Below are 16,417 nucleotides of genomic sequence, written 5' to 3'. Positions count from 1 at the left end.
ATGCTGGAACGATTCCATCTCGTCGTGATCCGTGAAGTCGAGCGCCAGGGCTCGCTGACCGCGGCGGCCAACGCACTGCACCTCACGCAATCGGCGCTCAGCCATACCGTCAGGAAAGTCGAGCAGCAGCTCGGCACGCCGATCTGGGACCGGGAAGGCCGCGGGCTGCGGCTCACGCAGGGCGGCCAGTATCTGCTGAAGCTGGCGAACCGGCTGCTGCCGCAGTTCGAGCTCGCCGAGGAGCGAATGAAGCAGTACGCGAAGGGCGAGCGCGGCACGCTGCGCATCGGGATGGAGTGTCACCCGTGCTACCAGTGGCTGCTGAAGGTCGTGTCGCCGTACCTGTCGCGCTGGCCCGACGTCGACGTCGACGTGAAGCAGCGCTTCCAGTTCGGCGGGATCGGCGCGCTGTTCGGTTACGACATCGACGTGCTGGTGACGCCCGATCCGCTGAACAAGCCGGGGCTGCGCTTCGATCCCGTGTTCGACTACGAGCAGGTGCTGGTGGTCGCGGATTCGCACCGGTTCGCGAACGCGGACTACGTGACGCCCGAACAGCTCGGCGACGAAATTTTGATCACGTACCCGGTCGAAACCGACCGGCTCGACATCTACAACCAGTTCCTGACGCCGGCCGGCATCGTGCCGCGGCGCCACAAGTCGATCGAGACAACCGACATCATGCTGCAGATGGTCGCGAGCGGGCGCGGCGTGGCCGCGCTGCCGAGGTGGCTCGCCGACGAATACGCGGACCGGATGCCGGTCGTGCCCGTCAAGCTGGGCAGGAACGGAATCGCGAAGCAGATCTTCCTCGGCATCCGCGAAGCGGATGCAGCGATCGACTATCTGGCCGCGTTCGTCGCCCTCGCGCGCGAATCGACGTGGAGCGCGCCGCGCATGCTGCGCTAGGCGCGCCCGCGGTCGCCCCGCGCGTCAGGCGGCGCGCATGCCGGCGCGTTCGCCGCGCTCGACCCACGCGCCGAACAGCAGGCCGATCGTCGTCCACATGATCACCTGCATGCCGATGGCCGCCACGCGGAACTTCCACAGCAAGGCCGCCGGGAAATCGGCCGGCAGTTCGCTGACCGACGGCAGCCCGATCTGGACGGCCGCGATGATCGCGATGAACACGAGCCCGGCGACGATCGACGCGTTCCACTGCCCGAGCTTCGCCACCAGATGGCGGCGCACGCCGACCGAGAACACCATCGTCGCGACCGAGATCGCGATCATCAGGAAGAACAGGCCCGTGCGATAGCCGATGGTATCGGGGTCGCCGACCGACGGCGGATTGGCCGGGTACTTGAGATTCGGCACGATCACGAGCGCGACGAACGCCGCCAGCGCGAGCCACGCGGCCAGCGGCCGTGCCGGCAGGCGGCTGCCGCGTCCGTACGCATACGCGAAGACCAGCGAGAACAGCCCGCCGAATGCCGCGCCGTAGGTCACGACGCCCGTCAGCAGCCCGAGGCCCGCCTGCGTGTGGCGGCTGACCAGCTCGGGCTCCGGTGCCTCGCCTTGAGCGGCGGCGGTTTTTTCTTCGACGGAGATCGCCTGATCGACTTGCGGTTCGCCGACGATTTTAGCGAAACCAAACGTGAGGAGGCCCGCGGCGATGCCTGCGAGCATCCCGCGCATGAGCAGCTTTCCGACCATCATCTACTCCGCGTCAGTGGCAGGGAAAGCCGAGCAGATGGCGGCCGTCGTGCACGAATTCGTGGACGTACATGCCCGGCACGAGCGACGTCGCGCCCTGTTCCGCGCCGACGAAATAGAGTGCGAGCAGCAAGATCAGACCGACGAAGATGGCCCACGGCAGCAGTTCGCGGACGGGGATGGGCGCCGGCACGACCGCCGGCTTCAGCACTGCTTCGCTCATGGATGCACCTCAGGGGAATCGCGCCCCGACAAATGATGGATGGGTACGAACGCAGGTCTGGCTTCCGGGATCATCGATTCCCCGGTTACAGTGGCGCGACCGCGCCGGAATTGCACCGGCTTCCACGTTTCGTATCGGGCGAATTGTACGCGCGAACGTTCGCGTATTGAAGGCCCGCGCATGATCGGCACTGCCGCGCACTACCGCCTCGACCAATCGACCACCGACATGATCCAGCCTGTCTCGTTGCGCCTGATCGCGCATGCATCGACCCGTGCGATGCGCACCGGCACGTTTCCCGACGACGATCCACTCGACGCGCACGGGCTGGCCGACGCCGCGTCGGTGCGCGAGCGGTTCACCGGCGGACCTCACGTGATCGCGCTGACCAGTCCCGCGCGTTGCGCGCGACAGACCGCCGATGCGCTCGGGCTACGCGCGCGGCTCGACGAGGCGCTTCGCGATGTCGACTACGGCCGCTGGCGCGGCAAGCGACTGCAGGACCTCGCGCGCGACTTGCCGGACAAACTCGGCGCATGGCTCGGCGATCCGCGCGCGTCGCCGCACGGCGGCGAATCGTTCGAGGACGTCACAAGCCGCGTCGGCACATGGCTCGACGGCCTGCCGCCCGATCGCGACGTCGTTGCGATCGCGCATGCGGCGATCATTCGCGCAGCCATCGCGCATGCGCTGCCGATGGAGCCGCGGGCCACGATGCGCATCGATATCGCACCGCTGTCGTGCACGGCACTCGTCAGGTCGACGGACGGATGGACGTTGACGGCCGACGACGACACGCGCGATACCGGCGTGTAAGTCCGCTGCCCGCAATCGGGCTGACGATGCGGGCCGGCGCAGCACGGCTGCATCCATCGCAAAAGGCTGCGCACGCGTTTCTTACACATCTGCAAGGAGGCGATTCGTCGTCCCGACTGTCATCAAACTGACGGGTAGCCGAAGCTAGGATCGGACGCGATTCCCTTCCGAGATGCCGCCATGAATCAACCTGCTTCGTCCGCCGCCAATCCTCGCGGCTCCGCCGAACGCACCCGGCAGGTCGGCTATGCCGCCTTCCTGCTGGTGCTCGCGATTGGCGCCGTCTATATCGCCACCCACCTGGTTGCCGATCTGTCGCCGGTCCGCGAAGGATCGCTGTTCCCGTATCTGATGCTCGGCGCCGCGCTGCTGATCGCGCTCGGCTTCGAGTTCGTCAACGGCTTCCACGACACCGCGAATGCGGTCGCGACCGTGATCTATACGCACTCGCTGACGCCGAACGTCGCGGTGATCTGGTCCGGCATGTGGAACTTCCTCGGCGTGATGGTTTCGAGCGGCGCCGTCGCTTTCGGCATCCTGCAGTTGCTGCCGGTCGAGCTGATCCTGCAGGTCGGCAGCGGCTCGGGCTTCGCGATGGTGTTCGCGCTGCTGATCGCCGCGATCGTGTGGAACCTCGCGACCTGGTACTTCGGGTTGCCGTCGTCGAGCTCGCATACGCTGATCGGCTCGATCATCGGCGTCGGGCTGATGAACCAGTTGATGCACGGCCCGTCCGGCACGAGCGGTGTCGACTGGGGCCAGGCGCTCGGCGTCGGCAAGTCGCTGCTGTTCTCGCCGATCGTCGGCTTCCTGTGCGCGTCGCTGCTGCTGCTCGCGCTGAAGGCCGTCGTCCGGGTTCCGGAGCTGTACCAGGAGCCGCCGAAGGACCAGCCGCCGCCGTTCTGGGTTCGCTGCCTGCTGATCCTCACCTGCACCGGCGTGTCGTTCGCGCACGGGTCGAACGACGGGCAGAAAGGGATGGGCCTCATCATGCTGATCCTGATCGGCACGGTGCCGACCGCGTATGCGCTGAACAAGGCCGTCACGCCGGCCGAGTCGCAGACGTTCGTCGCCGTCGCGAACCAGGCCGCCGCGACGTTCGCGAAATACTCGAACGGCGTCGCACCGTCCGCGAATCCGCGCGCCGACGTCGAACACTTCGTGCAGCGCCGCGAGATAACGCCGGCCGTGCTGCCGGGCCTGCAGCAACTGTCCGCGTCGCTGGCGACCGCGGTCGGTTCGTCGGGCTCGATGGCGGCCGTGCCGCAAGGCGACGTCGACAACGTGCGCAACACGATGTATCTGGTGTCCGAAGCGATTCGCCTGATCGAGAAGTCGGGACAGCCGGCATTCTCCGCCGACGACAAGCTCGCGATCGACAACTACCGCAAGCAGCTCGACCACGCGACCAAGTTCATTCCGACCTGGGTGAAGGTCGCCGTCGCGATCGCGCTGGGTCTCGGCACGATGGTTGGCTGGAAGCGGATCGTCGTGACCGTCGGCGAGAAAATCGGCAAGCAGCATCTGACGTACGGACAGGGTGCATCGGCCGAGCTCGTCGCGATGCTGACGATCGGCGCCGCCGATGCGTACGGGTTGCCGGTGTCGACGACGCACGTGCTGTCGTCGGGCGTCGCGGGCACGATGGCGGCGAACGGATCCGGGCTGCAGTGGAGCACGGTGCGCAGCCTCGTGCTCGCGTGGGTGCTGACGTTGCCGGCATCGATCGCGCTGGCCGGCGGACTTTACTGGTTGTTCCGCTCGGTCGCCTGAGCGGGAAGCGGCGAGCGGCCGGGGGATCGGCCGCTCGCCGCGGAAGATTCGATGTCGGTTCTTCGGCGCTTCGGCGCTTCGGCGCTTCGGCGCTTCGGCGCTTCGGGTCTTCGGGTCTTCGGGTCTTCGGTGCTTCGGTGCTTCGGTGCTTCGGCGCTTCGGTTCTCCTCTTCGCGTCGGAATCTTTCCGTTTCGCTCGCGCTGAGCGAAGTCCATCCCGCTCATCGCCGCGTCAACGTCGCCGACACGCCGTACCACCGTCGCCGGATGCTCGCGCCACACCCGCCCGTTCTTTCCGGATTGAAGAGCAAGATCTGGAGCGCGTCGTCGCACGGACGACATTAGACTGAGTTCATCGCCTTTCACCGTGGACGCAGGCATGCGCGGGGCTTGCCGACATCACGTCGCCGCGCTTTCCACAACGACCGACTGCGCATCGCGGCACGCTCGATGCTTCGCTGCCGATAGCTCGCACGCCTGTACGACGCCACATCGCTAACGAACGAGGTACCCCGTGAACATCGCCGATCTGCAACCCGCCGTCGAATCCGTCGACATTGCGCGGCGCGTGAGCGCGCTCGACTGGCCGACCGTCGATGCCGAACTCGATCGCCACGGATGCGCGTGCGTGCCGGGGCTGATGTCGGCAAGCGAGTGCGATGCACTCGCGTCGCTCTATCCGCGCGATGAGCTCTATCGTTCGCGCGTCGTGATGGCGCGACACGGCTTTGGCCGCGGCGAGTACAAGTATTTCGCGTATCCGCTGCCTGCAGTCATCGCCGAGCTGCGCTCGACGATCTACCCGCATCTCGCGCCGATCGCGAATCGCTGGAACCAGGCGCTCGGGATCGACGTTCGCTATCCGAAAGACCATGCGACGTTCCTCGATCGCTGCCACGCGGCGGGACAGACGCGACCCACGCCGCTCATCCTGCAATACGGCGCCGACGACTATAACTGCCTCCATCAGGACCTGTATGGCGAGCACGTGTTCCCGCTGCAGGTCGCGATCCTGCTGTCGGCGCCGGGCCGCGATTTCAGTGGCGGGGAGTTCGTGTTGACCGAGCAGCGACCGCGCATGCAGTCGCGTGCGGAAGTGGTGCCGCTGACACAAGGGGACGCGGTGATCTTCGCGGTACACGGCCGGCCCGTGCAGGGAACCCGTGGCGTCTATCGCGTCAACCTCCGTCACGGCGTGAGCCGAATTCGAAGCGGCCACCGCCACACGGTTGGCATCATCTTCCACGACGCGCAGTAGCGAGAGGCGGGGCAGCCGCGCCGGTGCCGGTGCCGGTGCCGGTGCCGGTGCCGGTGCCGGTGCCGCTGCCGGTGCCGCTGGCGCTGGCGCTGGCGCTGCCGCTGCCGCTGCCGCTAATCGTGCACCGGATTCATGCTCTGGCGAGCACCGCGCGGCATTGTTCAAACAGCATTGCCGCCGAGCATGGCTGCCTGGAAGGCCCGCTCCCCGCGGTGCCAGACGACCGATTGGCTGACGGTCAAGCCACCGCTGCCACAACGAATCAGCGCGGCGGGTGAGCGCCGAGAAACAGGCGTACTCACCTGTCACAACGCAAATGCGATTTGAGTCCGGTCTAGCCTCGCGCCACGCTGGCACGCAACCGGTCGCCAGCGTCGGAAGCCAGCCGTGCGTAGCCCGGCAACGTCAGTAATGCGAGCACGCCCGCCGCGACGAACGCCCAGCGGAAATCGTCGAGTACGTAATGCATGCCGACGGCATCGCCCCGCACCAATGCCGCGAGCCGTAGCGACAGTGCACCGAACGCGATCCCCATCCCGATCGTCATTTGCTGCGCGGCACTCCACAGCGTGCTGGCCGCGCTCGTCTGCTGAGTGGGGATATCCGCATAAGCCAGCGTCGCGAGCGTCGTGAACTGCATCGACCGCGTGAGCCCGTAGACGAATACGACGAACAGTGTGATCGCCAACGGCGTCGACGCGGTCAGCCACCCGCATGCGATCGTGAAGATGCCGACGATCGTCACGTCGACGAGCGCGACACGCCGAAAGCCGTAACGGTCGAGGATCCACGACGTACCGGCTTTCATCCCGAGATTGCCGAGCGCGCTCGCGAGCAACAACAGGCCGGACTGGAACGGCGACAGCCCGAAGCCGATCTGGAACAGCAGCGGCAGCAGGTACGGCACGGCGTTGATCGCCATCCGCGTGATCGAGCCGGTGATCACCGTGACCGAGAACGTCGGCACTTTCAGCGTCGTGAAATCGAGCAGCGGATGCGCGCAGCGTCGCGCATGCAGCCATGCGGCGATGCCGAACAGCACGCTCGCGCCCACCAGGACGCCCGCGCGCGTGAAGTCGACATCCTGCTGCCCGGCCGTTTCGGTACCGAGCAGCAGGCAGGTCAATGCGCCGCCGGCCAGCACGAAGCCGACCCAGTCGAGCGGCCGTTGCTCGTCGGCCCGCGTATTCCGGACGATCAGCCAGGTACAAACGAGCGCGGCAAGGCCAAACGGGACGTTCAACAGGAAGATCCATCGCCACGACGCGTAGGTCGTGATGAAGCCGCCGATCGGCGGCCCGACGACCGGCGCGACGATACCTGGCCACGTGATCGTCGCGATCGCCCGCATCAGCTTGGCCTTTTCGGTACTGCGCACGACGATCATCCGCCCCACCGGCACCATCATCGCCCCGCCGATACCCTGCAGCAGTCGGGCGGCCGTGAACGACATCACGCCTTCAGACAGCCCGCACAGCACCGACGCGCCGGTAAAGACGACGATCGCACTCGCGAACACCGTACGCGACCCATAGCGATCCGCGATCCAGCCGCTGATCGGAATGAATACCGCCAGCGCCAGCATGTAGGCGGTCATCCCAAGGCTCAGCGCATTCGGCCCGACGCCAAACGACCGGGCCATTTGCGGCAGCGCGGTCGCGATCACGGTCGTGTCGAGGTATTCCATGAAGAACGTCGCGGCGACGAGATACGGCAAGAAGTCGGTCGTCCGACCACCTTGTGCGGGGCTGTCAGTCATGAGCGATGCAGGACACGGAATGCAAGAGACCCCGACTGCCAGCGGATGCGGACAAGCGCACCGGGAAATCGGGACGAACGGCGATATTACCCCGAAGGGGCTGCTCTCCGCTCTGCCGGGCATGTCGCGCGAGTGGACTTTATGCGCATAGATTTTTATGACGATTTCGCGCTGTGTTGGCCGAGTGGAGCACACGACGCTTCGTACCCGAGAACCGGGATATGAGGGAGGGCAGTGTTTCGTCAAAAATCGGCATTTATCAGCCATTTCCGATCAACATCGCTCATCAACCGCGATTACAGGATCGCGATCAGATACTTGGCATTGGCTGCAACTGACTTTGAAGACGTGTTGGTGCGGCCCGTGGAAGCATGCCGAGATTCAGTACGACACCACTGGGATTGCTCCAGAACGGCGGCGCGCTGAATGCGCTGGGCTCGGCGGTACGGATTAGCTGCGTAGCAGGCAAGCTAGCGCAATTGCGTTGGCAACGCGTCGCCATCCTGCATTTGCACGCATGGGCAAAGGCCGCGAACCGTATGTATTGATGTGCGGCCCGGTGGGGCACCCGTGCTTGTGCGGTACTTGGCACCCGGATCGCATCCGGATCCCCCCATGCATTTCCGCTGACCTTACCCCTTCGAGTACGCCATTCGTAAGTTAGTGATCTCGCCGGTTGTGAGTTGATGCAATTGCCGGAATTGGTCCGGCGCCAACTGCCCCAAGGCGCTATGCTGGCGGACCGTGTTGTAGTCCGTGCGCCACACTTCGATTCGCTTACGTGCGTCGTCCAGGCTGACGAATGCATGCTGATTCAGACATTCTTCGCGCAGTCGCCCGTTGAAGCTCTCGATGTACGCGTTTTCCACCGGCTTGCCAGGCCGAATGAACTGCAGCTTGACGCCATACTCGTGCGCCCAGGCGTCGAGCGCCTTACTAACGAACTCCGGGCCGTTATCCACCTGAATCAGTTTCGGACGCCGTCCTTGTTACCGCAACTGCTCGAGCACGCGCGCTACTCGGACGCCCGTCAGCGAGAAGTCGACTTCGATGTGCGGACACTCTCGGTTCCACGTATCGATGATGGTCAACATTCGCACGCGCCGGCCACTTGCAAGCGCATCGGCAACGAGGTCCATCGCCCAGCTTTCGTCTACGCCGTTGGGCGTCGGCATTACCACGCGTAGATGACTCGGGCGCTTCTTTCGGCGTCTCAGGCGAAGCGACAGGCCTTCTGCGCGGTACAGCCGCTCAGTGCGCTTGTGGTTCTGGACCAGGCCCTCCCGGCGCAGCAAGACATGCAGGCGGGGCGAGCCAAACCGTGGCCGCTCCTGTGCCAGTTCGCGCAGCCGTTGCCGCACTTCATGGCCGGCGTCAGGCGGCGCCGGCCGTCGGAACGTTCGGCGATTCAGGCCAATGAGCGCGCACGCCCGCCGCTCCGAATAGTCGTGCTGTTCAATCACCTGCTGCACAACTTCTCGGCGCTGCGCGGGCGAACTCACTTTTTTCCGAGAACGTCCTTCAGAACCTGGATGTCCAGCGCCTGGTCGGCCACCAGCCGCTTGAGCCGCTGATTTTCTTCCTCCTGTTGCCGCAATCGTCGCGCTTCCGACACATCCATGCCGCCGTAACGACTACGCCAGTTATAGAACGTCGCATCCGATATGCCGTGTTTGCGGCACAGGTCTGCGACCTTCATGCCTGCGTCGGCTTCCTTCAGCACCCCGATAATCTGCTCTTCGCTGAACCGCGACTTCTTCATGACAAGGTTTCTGCTTCGGCAAATCCATATCACGCCGGACTATGGCGATCTTGAGTTCCGCGAGCAGCCTTACCATCTGCCGGGCGGGAGAAACCCGTTTGCGCGTTAAAGAGCCAAGGCCGCTTTATGCGGCCCTTACTGCTCGGTGGATGGCTCAACGTTCGGAAAGTCTTCTCGTGCCCTTCCTGGCCCGGCACCGGCGCATTCTGCAGCACCAATCCTCAACAACAGTCACAACGGTAATCACCATCGCTAGTTACCGCCGCTACCGTCACCGCCCCGCTGTTCGCCGGCAATGTGACAATCAGACACAGTTCTCTGATTTAGAGGCGTCAACTACATTCTCGCGCGAAAACCGCGTGCCCTAAACTCTCTAGGAAGATATCTCCCGCGACGAGGCACTCGCTCCATTGCTAGCGGTCATTCAAATGACTTGTCGATACGTTTGGTCCTGGTGAAAATTTCCTTCTCGAACTCCAAGCGCCACTGTTTTTATCCAAGTGTTTCGAGTCCGAATTTAATTCTGTATTCCTTAGGACATGTCCCAAACTATGCCATATCGACCAGGACATTTCAAATAGAAAAATCCGCGAAGACAACACGGTTGTCCTCGCCACCGCCGCCGTACGCAGCACCTGAGAGAAAGGGAGAAGAACCGTGTTGGCAAAACCACCTTCGTCCGGAAAATTGACATCCCGCAGTCTTTTCGACGCGTTTCACCGAGGCCTTCTGCAACACGAGAGGTTGCTGAAGCTGGATACACCTCTCGGCGCGAACATGCTTATTCCCATCCGCGCCAAGGGCTGGGCGAAGCTCGGGCGCGACTATCGATGGACCGTCGACGTCGCATCGATCCGCGACGATATCGCACTGCTCTCGCTGATGCATCAGCCGATCACGCTGTGGATTCAGCAAGCGTCCGCACCTTTTTTTAACTCGACGTATCGCCCAGTCCACGGCTTCGTCCATCGAGCCGGAATATTGGACTCGGATGGCGATCTCACCATCTATCAAATCGAGTTCGCATCGGCTCTTTTTTTCCTCGGCCATGCGCGCGACGATCACTACTGGCTGGAGAAGGACGCTCGCGAGATCCTAATCGACGTGTTCCACCGGTACCCCCAGCTTCGCGGCCGCTTCCGTCTGGAAATCATGAACCCACCGCGCATACGGTCGTATTGCCGACAAGCGGAGTCCGACTTGAACTTCGTTCACCGGTTGCTCGAGGACGAAGGCTGGTACTGCTATTGGAAGCACGTAGAAGTGCAGCAAGGCGAGCAGCCGACCACGATTCCGATCGTCGTCGATCGATTGTCGTCGCTGCCCGAAGCACGCTCGGTGACATATTGCCGGGATGACGCCAACAATGAAGCAGACGGCCTGACGCAATGGTCGGCGCACCAGACCCTCCAGAGCGTTCGCTACACATCGCGCTCGTTCGATTACAAACGATCGCATCAGGATTTCGACGCGGTCAGCGACCTTGCCTCGACAACGTACGAGACGGGCGACGGCCGCCGACGCGCGGCACACCACATTCCATCCGCACCGACAGAGATTTTCGAGTCTACGTCGTACGGCTACGCCGATTCTCGTGCCGGCGACCAGCGCGCTCGGCTTCGAACGGAGGCATGGGATTCGTTGGCCCATCGCTACATCGGAACTGGCGGCCTGCGGTGGATCGATGCGGGTGCACGCTTCGTCCTGAACCATCACCCCGGGCACATCGGCACCCCACCACAAGATCGTGAATTCGTCACGATTGAAGCGCATTGGTACATCGAGAACAACATTCCGATCGGACGGCCAACCGACACGTTACTCCGCGGCCTGCAGCAGGCGATCACCGAAGCGAGGGCCAAGCACGGCGCCCGCTTCGAGTCACGCCCACACTTCAGTGACGGAGAAGTAGGGTTCTTCGTCGTCGAAATAGAAGCTCAGCGTACGGCGGTCCAGTATCGCAGCCCGTTTGAACATCCCAAACCAGCGATACACATCGAACATGCGCACGTCGTTGCGCCCGAGGGAGAAGAAGCGTGGTCCGATCCGCTGAACCGAATTCGCGTACAACATGTATGGGATCGTCAAAGTCCCCCTGGCGCCTTCGGCACGTCCCCCTTGCTGCTGTCGCTACAAGCCGACACTGGTAATGCATATGGCGCTGTGCATGTCCCGCGCGCTGGCGAATGGGTCGCGATCGGGCACTGGGGCGGCGACTGCGATCGTCCCTTCGTGCTGGGCCGTCTGAGCGGCGCCACAACGCCACCGCCGTGGCATACGAACGTCCTATTGTCGGGATTCCAGTCGAAGGGATTCGGCAAGACTGGCGCCTACAACGCGCTGGTGCATGACGACGCAACGAATCAAGGCAGCACACGGCTAACCACCTTCACGGGCAAGCACTACAGCCTGTTTCATCAGGGCTACCTGATTCGCCAGGACGGCAACACGCGGGGCCGTTATCTGGGCATGGGATTCGTGCTGCACACCGACGACTACGGCGCGGTACGAGCGAATCGTGGCATCCATCTCACCACGCATACGAAATCGATCGACAGCGACCAGCTCGACGTCACCGAAGCGCGGGATCAGCTGACACGATCCGGCATGCTGCTTGAGTCGTTGTCGCATGCGAGTGCGACGGCGCAGGCTGAATCGCTACAGGCGGGCTGCGACGACTTCGAAGCAATCGCACGATCTACTCAACAACCCGAGTCTGGCCAGACCTCGGGCGGTCGAACGGGCGGCGGCGGCTTGGGTGAAGCGAACGGCTTCGCGTCACCGCTGATCGTCATGTCCAGTCCCGCGGGAATCGCGGCCACGACGCAGCAATCGACACAGATCGCAGCGGACAAACACATCAATTTTGTCAGTGGCGAACATACCCACATCGCGACGGGCAAGTCGTTGATCGCGGCCGCTGTCGAGAAAATCAGCCTGTATGTCCAGAAGGCGGGCATGAAGCTATTCGCGGCGAAAGGTCAGGTCGAGATCGAAGCGCAAAGCGATGCCATGCGGCTCTACGCGGATCTGGATCTTTCGATCACCAGCAATCGCGGCTGCATTTCCATCGAAGGCAAGAAAGAGCTCCTGCTGAAGTGCGGCGGTTCATACATTCGCATCACGGCCGACGGCATCGAAGAAGGCACGCTCGGCGCCCGGACGAGCAAGGCCGCGTCGTTCAGCCGGCTCGGGCCAAGCTCGCTCGCCGAGCACATGAACGAACGGCCACACACCGCGTTCAACGATCCGTACGTTCTTCATCACAAGATCACCGGGGAAGTCCTCAAGAATCATCCATACGAAATCGTGCGTGGTGACGGAACGGTCATCAAGGGAATGACGGACGAATCCGGGCAGACCACCGTACAGAAGAACGTCGATATCGAGTCGTTACTGATTCGGGTGTTGCCATTCCCTCGGGACGGTGTTGGATAGCGGCGTGTCCTAATGAGAACGCGAACCCCTTCTTCATCGATCGACCATCGTTTCCTCCTGATACTCGCATGAGCAATCCCGCAAGCAACAGCACCGACAAGAAGGCAAAAGTCGTCGTCATCCAGGCACAGCACGAACGTGGAGGCGGTTCGTCTGCACGAGTGACACTAACCCCCGACTCGAACACCTGCACGAAGCAGATCGACTGCGATCCACGGCAGCCAATCCCGGTGATCTTTATTCCTGGCGTCATGGGGTCCTTGCTGCTCGACCGAAACACTGGCGAGGAGATATGGAGTCCACCGAATGGCCTCCGTGGTTCCGCTTCGTTTGCGTCGTCCGGGTACTTCGCCAACGCCGCTGAGCGCCAAACCCGATACGATCCACACGCAGCCATGGTGACGCCATTCGGCACCATAAGCACGAACGGCTGCGACTTAACGGTAGAAGAGGCACGGCGTAGAGGTTGGGGTTCGGTGCACAACGCGAGCTACCACGCCACTTTGGCATGGCTCGAACACCAACTGAATAACCCAGCGAAATCAGGCGAACTTGTCGGAGCATGGGCCACAGGCGATCCAACGGGCGAAACGTTCACGCTTAATCCCGTCATCGGAACTCCACCGACCCTATATGGTGCACACGGGCGCGCTGCGGACGTAATCCATGCCGCGTCGGAAGAGTTCAAGAAGTTCTGCGAGTTTCGATATCCAGTCTATGCGATTGGCTACAACTGGCTTCAATCGAATCTGGATTCCGCTCGGCATGTGGTCGAGGGCATCAAATGTGTCGACAACAAGCATCGCAGGACGTCTCGACTCATGGGTATCAAGGAGATCTGCGCGGAAAACAACGTCAAGAAGGCGATCGTCATTACGCATTCTATGGGGGGCCTGGTCGCGCGAATGGCATCGGTAATCGCCGGACATGCCGACCTGATGTATGGGGTGATCCACGGCGCACAGCCGGCGACAGGCGCACCGCTTGCCGCAAGACGCTTTCGAGCAGGGGCGCAAGGAGAAAACGCGATCATCAATCAGGTGCTGGTGGGCCGGAACGGCCTAGAGTTCACCGCCATCACGGCGAACGCGCCCGGACCTTTGGAGCTTGTGCCGATGCCCGATTACCACGACTATGAACCATGGTGGATTGTCCGAAATTTGAGGCGCCAGGAAATTCTCCGTCTTCCTAAGCCGGGCGATACGCTTTCCCTGTACACATCGCAGCAGTGGTACGGATTGGTGCCTCGCCAAATTGATGCGGTCCTCGATCCGGCTGGTATTGCCAAGAAGCGCCTGGCAGTAAACGAGCCCGGCATGACCGTTCAAAAGAAATTTCAAATGACGATGCGTGAGGTGGTTGAGCGGCAAACGGCATTGATCAACAAGTATCACCCGAAGACCTACGCCTTTTATGGGAACGGCCCGCTACGGCACGTTGCTGACCCGGCAACAACGGGCAATACCGCATCGAAGAAATCGAGCGGTCATGAGGTGTCTGCTTCCCGTGAAAAGCTGCTCACGTTCGGCCGTATCTTCTGGCGTGGAGATTTCCCAGCCGGCATTACGGAGGCGGACTTGCTGGGTGCGCAGCTGATGAGCGATAACGCAAAAGGCCAAGTTCGCATTCGCATCAAGGACGCGGTCTACACGATCGAAGCCGAAATGATGACGCCCAACTTTGCTGCGGAACGAGGCATGATTTTCGGCGACGGAACTGTGCCCGTGTGGTCCGGTGAAGCGGTCGCGCGTGGGTTGAAAGAAGGCATCCGGGGAGGAAAGGCCGAAGGTGTACAGATCGCTTTCGACCAAAACGGCTTCGGTCATCAGGAGTGCTTTAATCATCCGTGGGCCCGCTGGGCCACGCTATATAGCATGGTCAAGATCGCAAGAACAATCGACGCTCCGGCATGACCACATTGAACCGCTTCGGCAAACAAATTCTCGCCGCTCTGGCCATTCTCTTTTGGGGGCTAACGGCGTGCAAAAACAGCAATTCATCGGATCACGTTATGACCGCATCCCTCATGCACGATATTCGCCCGCGGTGTATCGGGCGCTTCGTCCTCGACCTTCCTCGTGACGCCGAGGTGTACAACGAACAGTTCAAATACATGGGGTATTCGATCGAGAGTACGCAGAACGTAAACGCACAAGAGTTTGCACATCGGGTCGACGCGCGCGAGCGCGAACTCAGAGCCACTATGAGGCTAGACCCACACAAATCGTTCACGGCCACAAAAACTCCGTGGATACATCAGGTGGTTCGACCAAGCGATGATTCCCGATTCTTCGTTTTTGGTCGCTATGACGTGCCCCAGGGAGAGCAGGTCTACGATGTAGAAGGATACGCCGTAGCAGACAAGACGCTATTCACTCTGAAGAATAGGTTCGGCGATGGGTATGATCAGACGGCCATCCAGAATGCGTCGGAGATCCTTCGCAACATACATCCTCGTGGAGTTTGGGACGTCCCTCCGGATAGTGCGTTCTGCTTCAATGGTGGCGCCATCAGCGGCAAGGCACTGCCCGGGTTTGATGCTACGTTGGCAGTCGGACTCGTACCCGGTCGCCCATCCAATTTGATCGTGAAGTTGCGTGAGTCGGTCGATCTCGATCAAAAAGCGTCGTTGCTCAAAGGGCTATCCGAATTTGAGTCGGGGTTGAAGCCTTACGCGCATCAATACAAGATCCTCCGAAAAGGCCCGCGCCAGTTCGCCGGCATGCCCGCAGAGGAACTTCTTATAGACATCAGCGAGGACGGCGTCCAGAGGTATCAGTTCTATCTGCTGGCCGCCGGCGTCGAAGGCGATTTCTCGAAGCCTCACGCGGGTATTCAGTTGCTCTTCGGGGCTGCACCCGATGACGTTACACCAGCTGCGGAGGCAACCTCGCCCGTCAGCAAAGAACAAGCAATTCAAGCATGGGACGCAGTGCTGAACAGCTTCCACTATCGCGGCCCGACGGCCAACGGAATCGGAGTATCCAAGTGAAGCGCTATGACATCGTGAAGGGCGATACCACCACGGCGGCTGGCTTGATCGTGGGCGGCGATGCCAACAACTTGGTCGGCACCCGCGAACAGGCTTACGAGGGCGATCCGGTCTCGTGCCCTGCATGCAAGACCGTAGGCAAGATCGCGTGCGATGGGCCACGTATCCACACCACCGGACCGGACGGTCGGCAGGCGGCGCTGAGTGATGATTTATGCGTGTGCCAGTGTTCACCGGCACCGCGGCTGATTGCGTCGCAGATTTCATCGTTCATTGAAATCTAGCCCCATGCCGCGTAAATCCGCGCCAGAAATGCAAAAACCCCCGCCTTTCGGGCGGGGGTTCTTGGCTTAGGGAGCCTGACGATTACCTACTTTCACACGGGAATCCGCACTATCATCGGCGTAGAGTCGTTTCACGGTCCTGTTCGGGATGGGAAGGGGTGGGACCGACTCGCTATGGTCATCAGGCAAAGGGGGTTGTTCTGCTGGCGTGGCCAACAGAACCAATCTGGGAAGAAGCAGTAATTTTGAGTTGTGTGTATCACACACGAGAATCCAACTTGTCGCTTTGGATCGCGGCCAGTGCTTGCGCACGGCGCCGATCTATAAGGCAGACTTGTTATAGGATCAAGCCTTACGGGCAATTAGTATCAGTTAGCTGAACGCATTACTGCGCTTACACACCTGACCTATCAACGTCCTGGTCTCGAACGACCCTTCAAGGAGGTCAAGCCTCCA

Annotated in this window: 12 protein-coding genes, 2 rRNA genes, 1 pseudogene and 1 riboswitch; of the genes and pseudogenes, 9 read left to right on the top strand and 6 right to left on the bottom strand. The window is 61.9% G+C overall.

All coding sequences use genetic code 11. The annotated features are described in order from the left end of the window. On the top strand, positions 1-909 hold the full coding sequence (locus O1Q03_RS34655; protein ID WP_269509429.1) for a LysR family transcriptional regulator: 909 nt from the start codon (positions 1-3) through the stop codon (positions 907-909). Positions 910-933: 24 nt separating this feature from the next. On the opposite strand, the gene O1Q03_RS34650 is transcribed toward O1Q03_RS34655, so the two are convergent. Both O1Q03_RS34650 and O1Q03_RS34645 read right to left on the bottom strand, forming a co-directional pair. Beyond that, a complete protein-coding gene (locus tag O1Q03_RS34650; RefSeq protein WP_269509427.1) occupies positions 934-1,656 on the bottom strand; it encodes a CbtA family protein in 723 nt (240 codons plus the stop codon). 13 nt (positions 1,657-1,669) lie between these two features. After that, on the bottom strand, positions 1,670-1,879 hold the full coding sequence (locus O1Q03_RS34645) for a CbtB domain-containing protein (protein ID WP_059238899.1): 210 nt from the start codon (positions 1,877-1,879) through the stop codon (positions 1,670-1,672). A 33-nt stretch (positions 1,880-1,912) separates the two neighbouring features. Beyond that, a riboswitch (cobalamin riboswitch) is annotated at positions 1,913-2,051 on the bottom strand. Between the two features lie 56 nt (positions 2,052-2,107). On the opposite strand from O1Q03_RS34645, the gene O1Q03_RS34640 reads away from it, so the two are divergent. From O1Q03_RS34640 to O1Q03_RS34625, 4 genes are all read left to right on the top strand, one after another. Continuing rightward, positions 2,108-2,695, top strand: coding sequence for a histidine phosphatase family protein (locus O1Q03_RS34640; protein WP_269509466.1), 588 nt, complete (start codon positions 2,108-2,110; stop codon positions 2,693-2,695). Positions 2,696-2,875: 180 nt separating this feature from the next. Beyond that, positions 2,876-4,468 (top strand): inorganic phosphate transporter, encoded by a 1,593-nt coding sequence (locus O1Q03_RS34635; protein WP_269509423.1) that lies wholly within the window; start codon positions 2,876-2,878, stop codon positions 4,466-4,468. Between the two features lie 514 nt (positions 4,469-4,982). After that, on the top strand, positions 4,983-5,726 hold the full coding sequence (locus O1Q03_RS34630; protein WP_269509421.1) for a 2OG-Fe(II) oxygenase: 744 nt from the start codon (positions 4,983-4,985) through the stop codon (positions 5,724-5,726). A 23-nt stretch (positions 5,727-5,749) separates the two neighbouring features. Further along, positions 5,750-6,004, top strand: a complete 255-nt coding sequence (locus O1Q03_RS34625; RefSeq protein WP_269509419.1) for a hypothetical protein — start codon at positions 5,750-5,752, stop codon at positions 6,002-6,004. Positions 6,005-6,060: 56 nt separating this feature from the next. Here the strand turns inward: O1Q03_RS34625 and O1Q03_RS34620 are convergent, their stop codons facing one another. Further along, the gene (locus tag O1Q03_RS34620) at positions 6,061-7,485 is read right to left on the bottom strand and encodes a DHA2 family efflux MFS transporter permease subunit (RefSeq protein WP_269509415.1); all 1,425 of its coding nucleotides are present in this window, start codon (positions 7,483-7,485) and stop codon (positions 6,061-6,063) included. 632 nt (positions 7,486-8,117) lie between these two features. Then, positions 8,118-9,247: pseudogene (locus O1Q03_RS34615) on the bottom strand (IS3 family transposase). Between the two features lie 744 nt (positions 9,248-9,991). Between O1Q03_RS34615 and O1Q03_RS34610 the strand changes: the two are divergent. The 4 genes from O1Q03_RS34610 (at position 9,992) to O1Q03_RS34595 (ending at position 15,961) form a co-directional block, all read left to right on the top strand. After that, entirely contained in the window at positions 9,992-12,685 is a 2,694-nt protein-coding gene (locus tag O1Q03_RS34610) for a type VI secretion system Vgr family protein (protein ID WP_332112569.1), read from the top strand. A gap of 68 nt (positions 12,686-12,753) precedes the next feature. Next, a complete protein-coding gene (locus O1Q03_RS34605) occupies positions 12,754-14,598 on the top strand; it encodes a hypothetical protein (RefSeq protein WP_269509412.1) in 1,845 nt (614 codons plus the stop codon). Beyond that, entirely contained in the window at positions 14,595-15,677 is a 1,083-nt protein-coding gene (locus tag O1Q03_RS34600) for a T6SS immunity protein Tli4 family protein (protein WP_269509410.1), read from the top strand. The genes O1Q03_RS34605 and O1Q03_RS34600 overlap by 4 nt, the downstream gene beginning before the upstream one ends. Beyond that, positions 15,674-15,961, top strand: coding sequence for a PAAR domain-containing protein (locus O1Q03_RS34595; protein ID WP_269509408.1), 288 nt, complete (start codon positions 15,674-15,676; stop codon positions 15,959-15,961). Before O1Q03_RS34600 ends, O1Q03_RS34595 begins: the two co-directional genes overlap by 4 nt. 73 nt (positions 15,962-16,034) lie before the next feature. On the opposite strand, the gene rrf is transcribed toward O1Q03_RS34595, so the two are convergent. Both rrf and O1Q03_RS34585 read right to left on the bottom strand, forming a co-directional pair. Next, positions 16,035-16,147 (bottom strand): 5S ribosomal RNA (gene rrf, locus O1Q03_RS34590). A 155-nt stretch (positions 16,148-16,302) separates the two neighbouring features. Next, a 23S ribosomal RNA gene (locus O1Q03_RS34585) occupies positions 16,303-16,417 on the bottom strand; the annotation flags it as partial.

It is taken from the genome of Burkholderia sp. IMCC1007 (assembly GCF_027257875.1).
Classification (GTDB): Bacteria; Pseudomonadota; Gammaproteobacteria; order Burkholderiales; family Burkholderiaceae; genus Burkholderia.
Note: the sequence above shows the minus strand (reverse complement) of the source record. Positions and strands in the feature narration are given on the sequence as shown.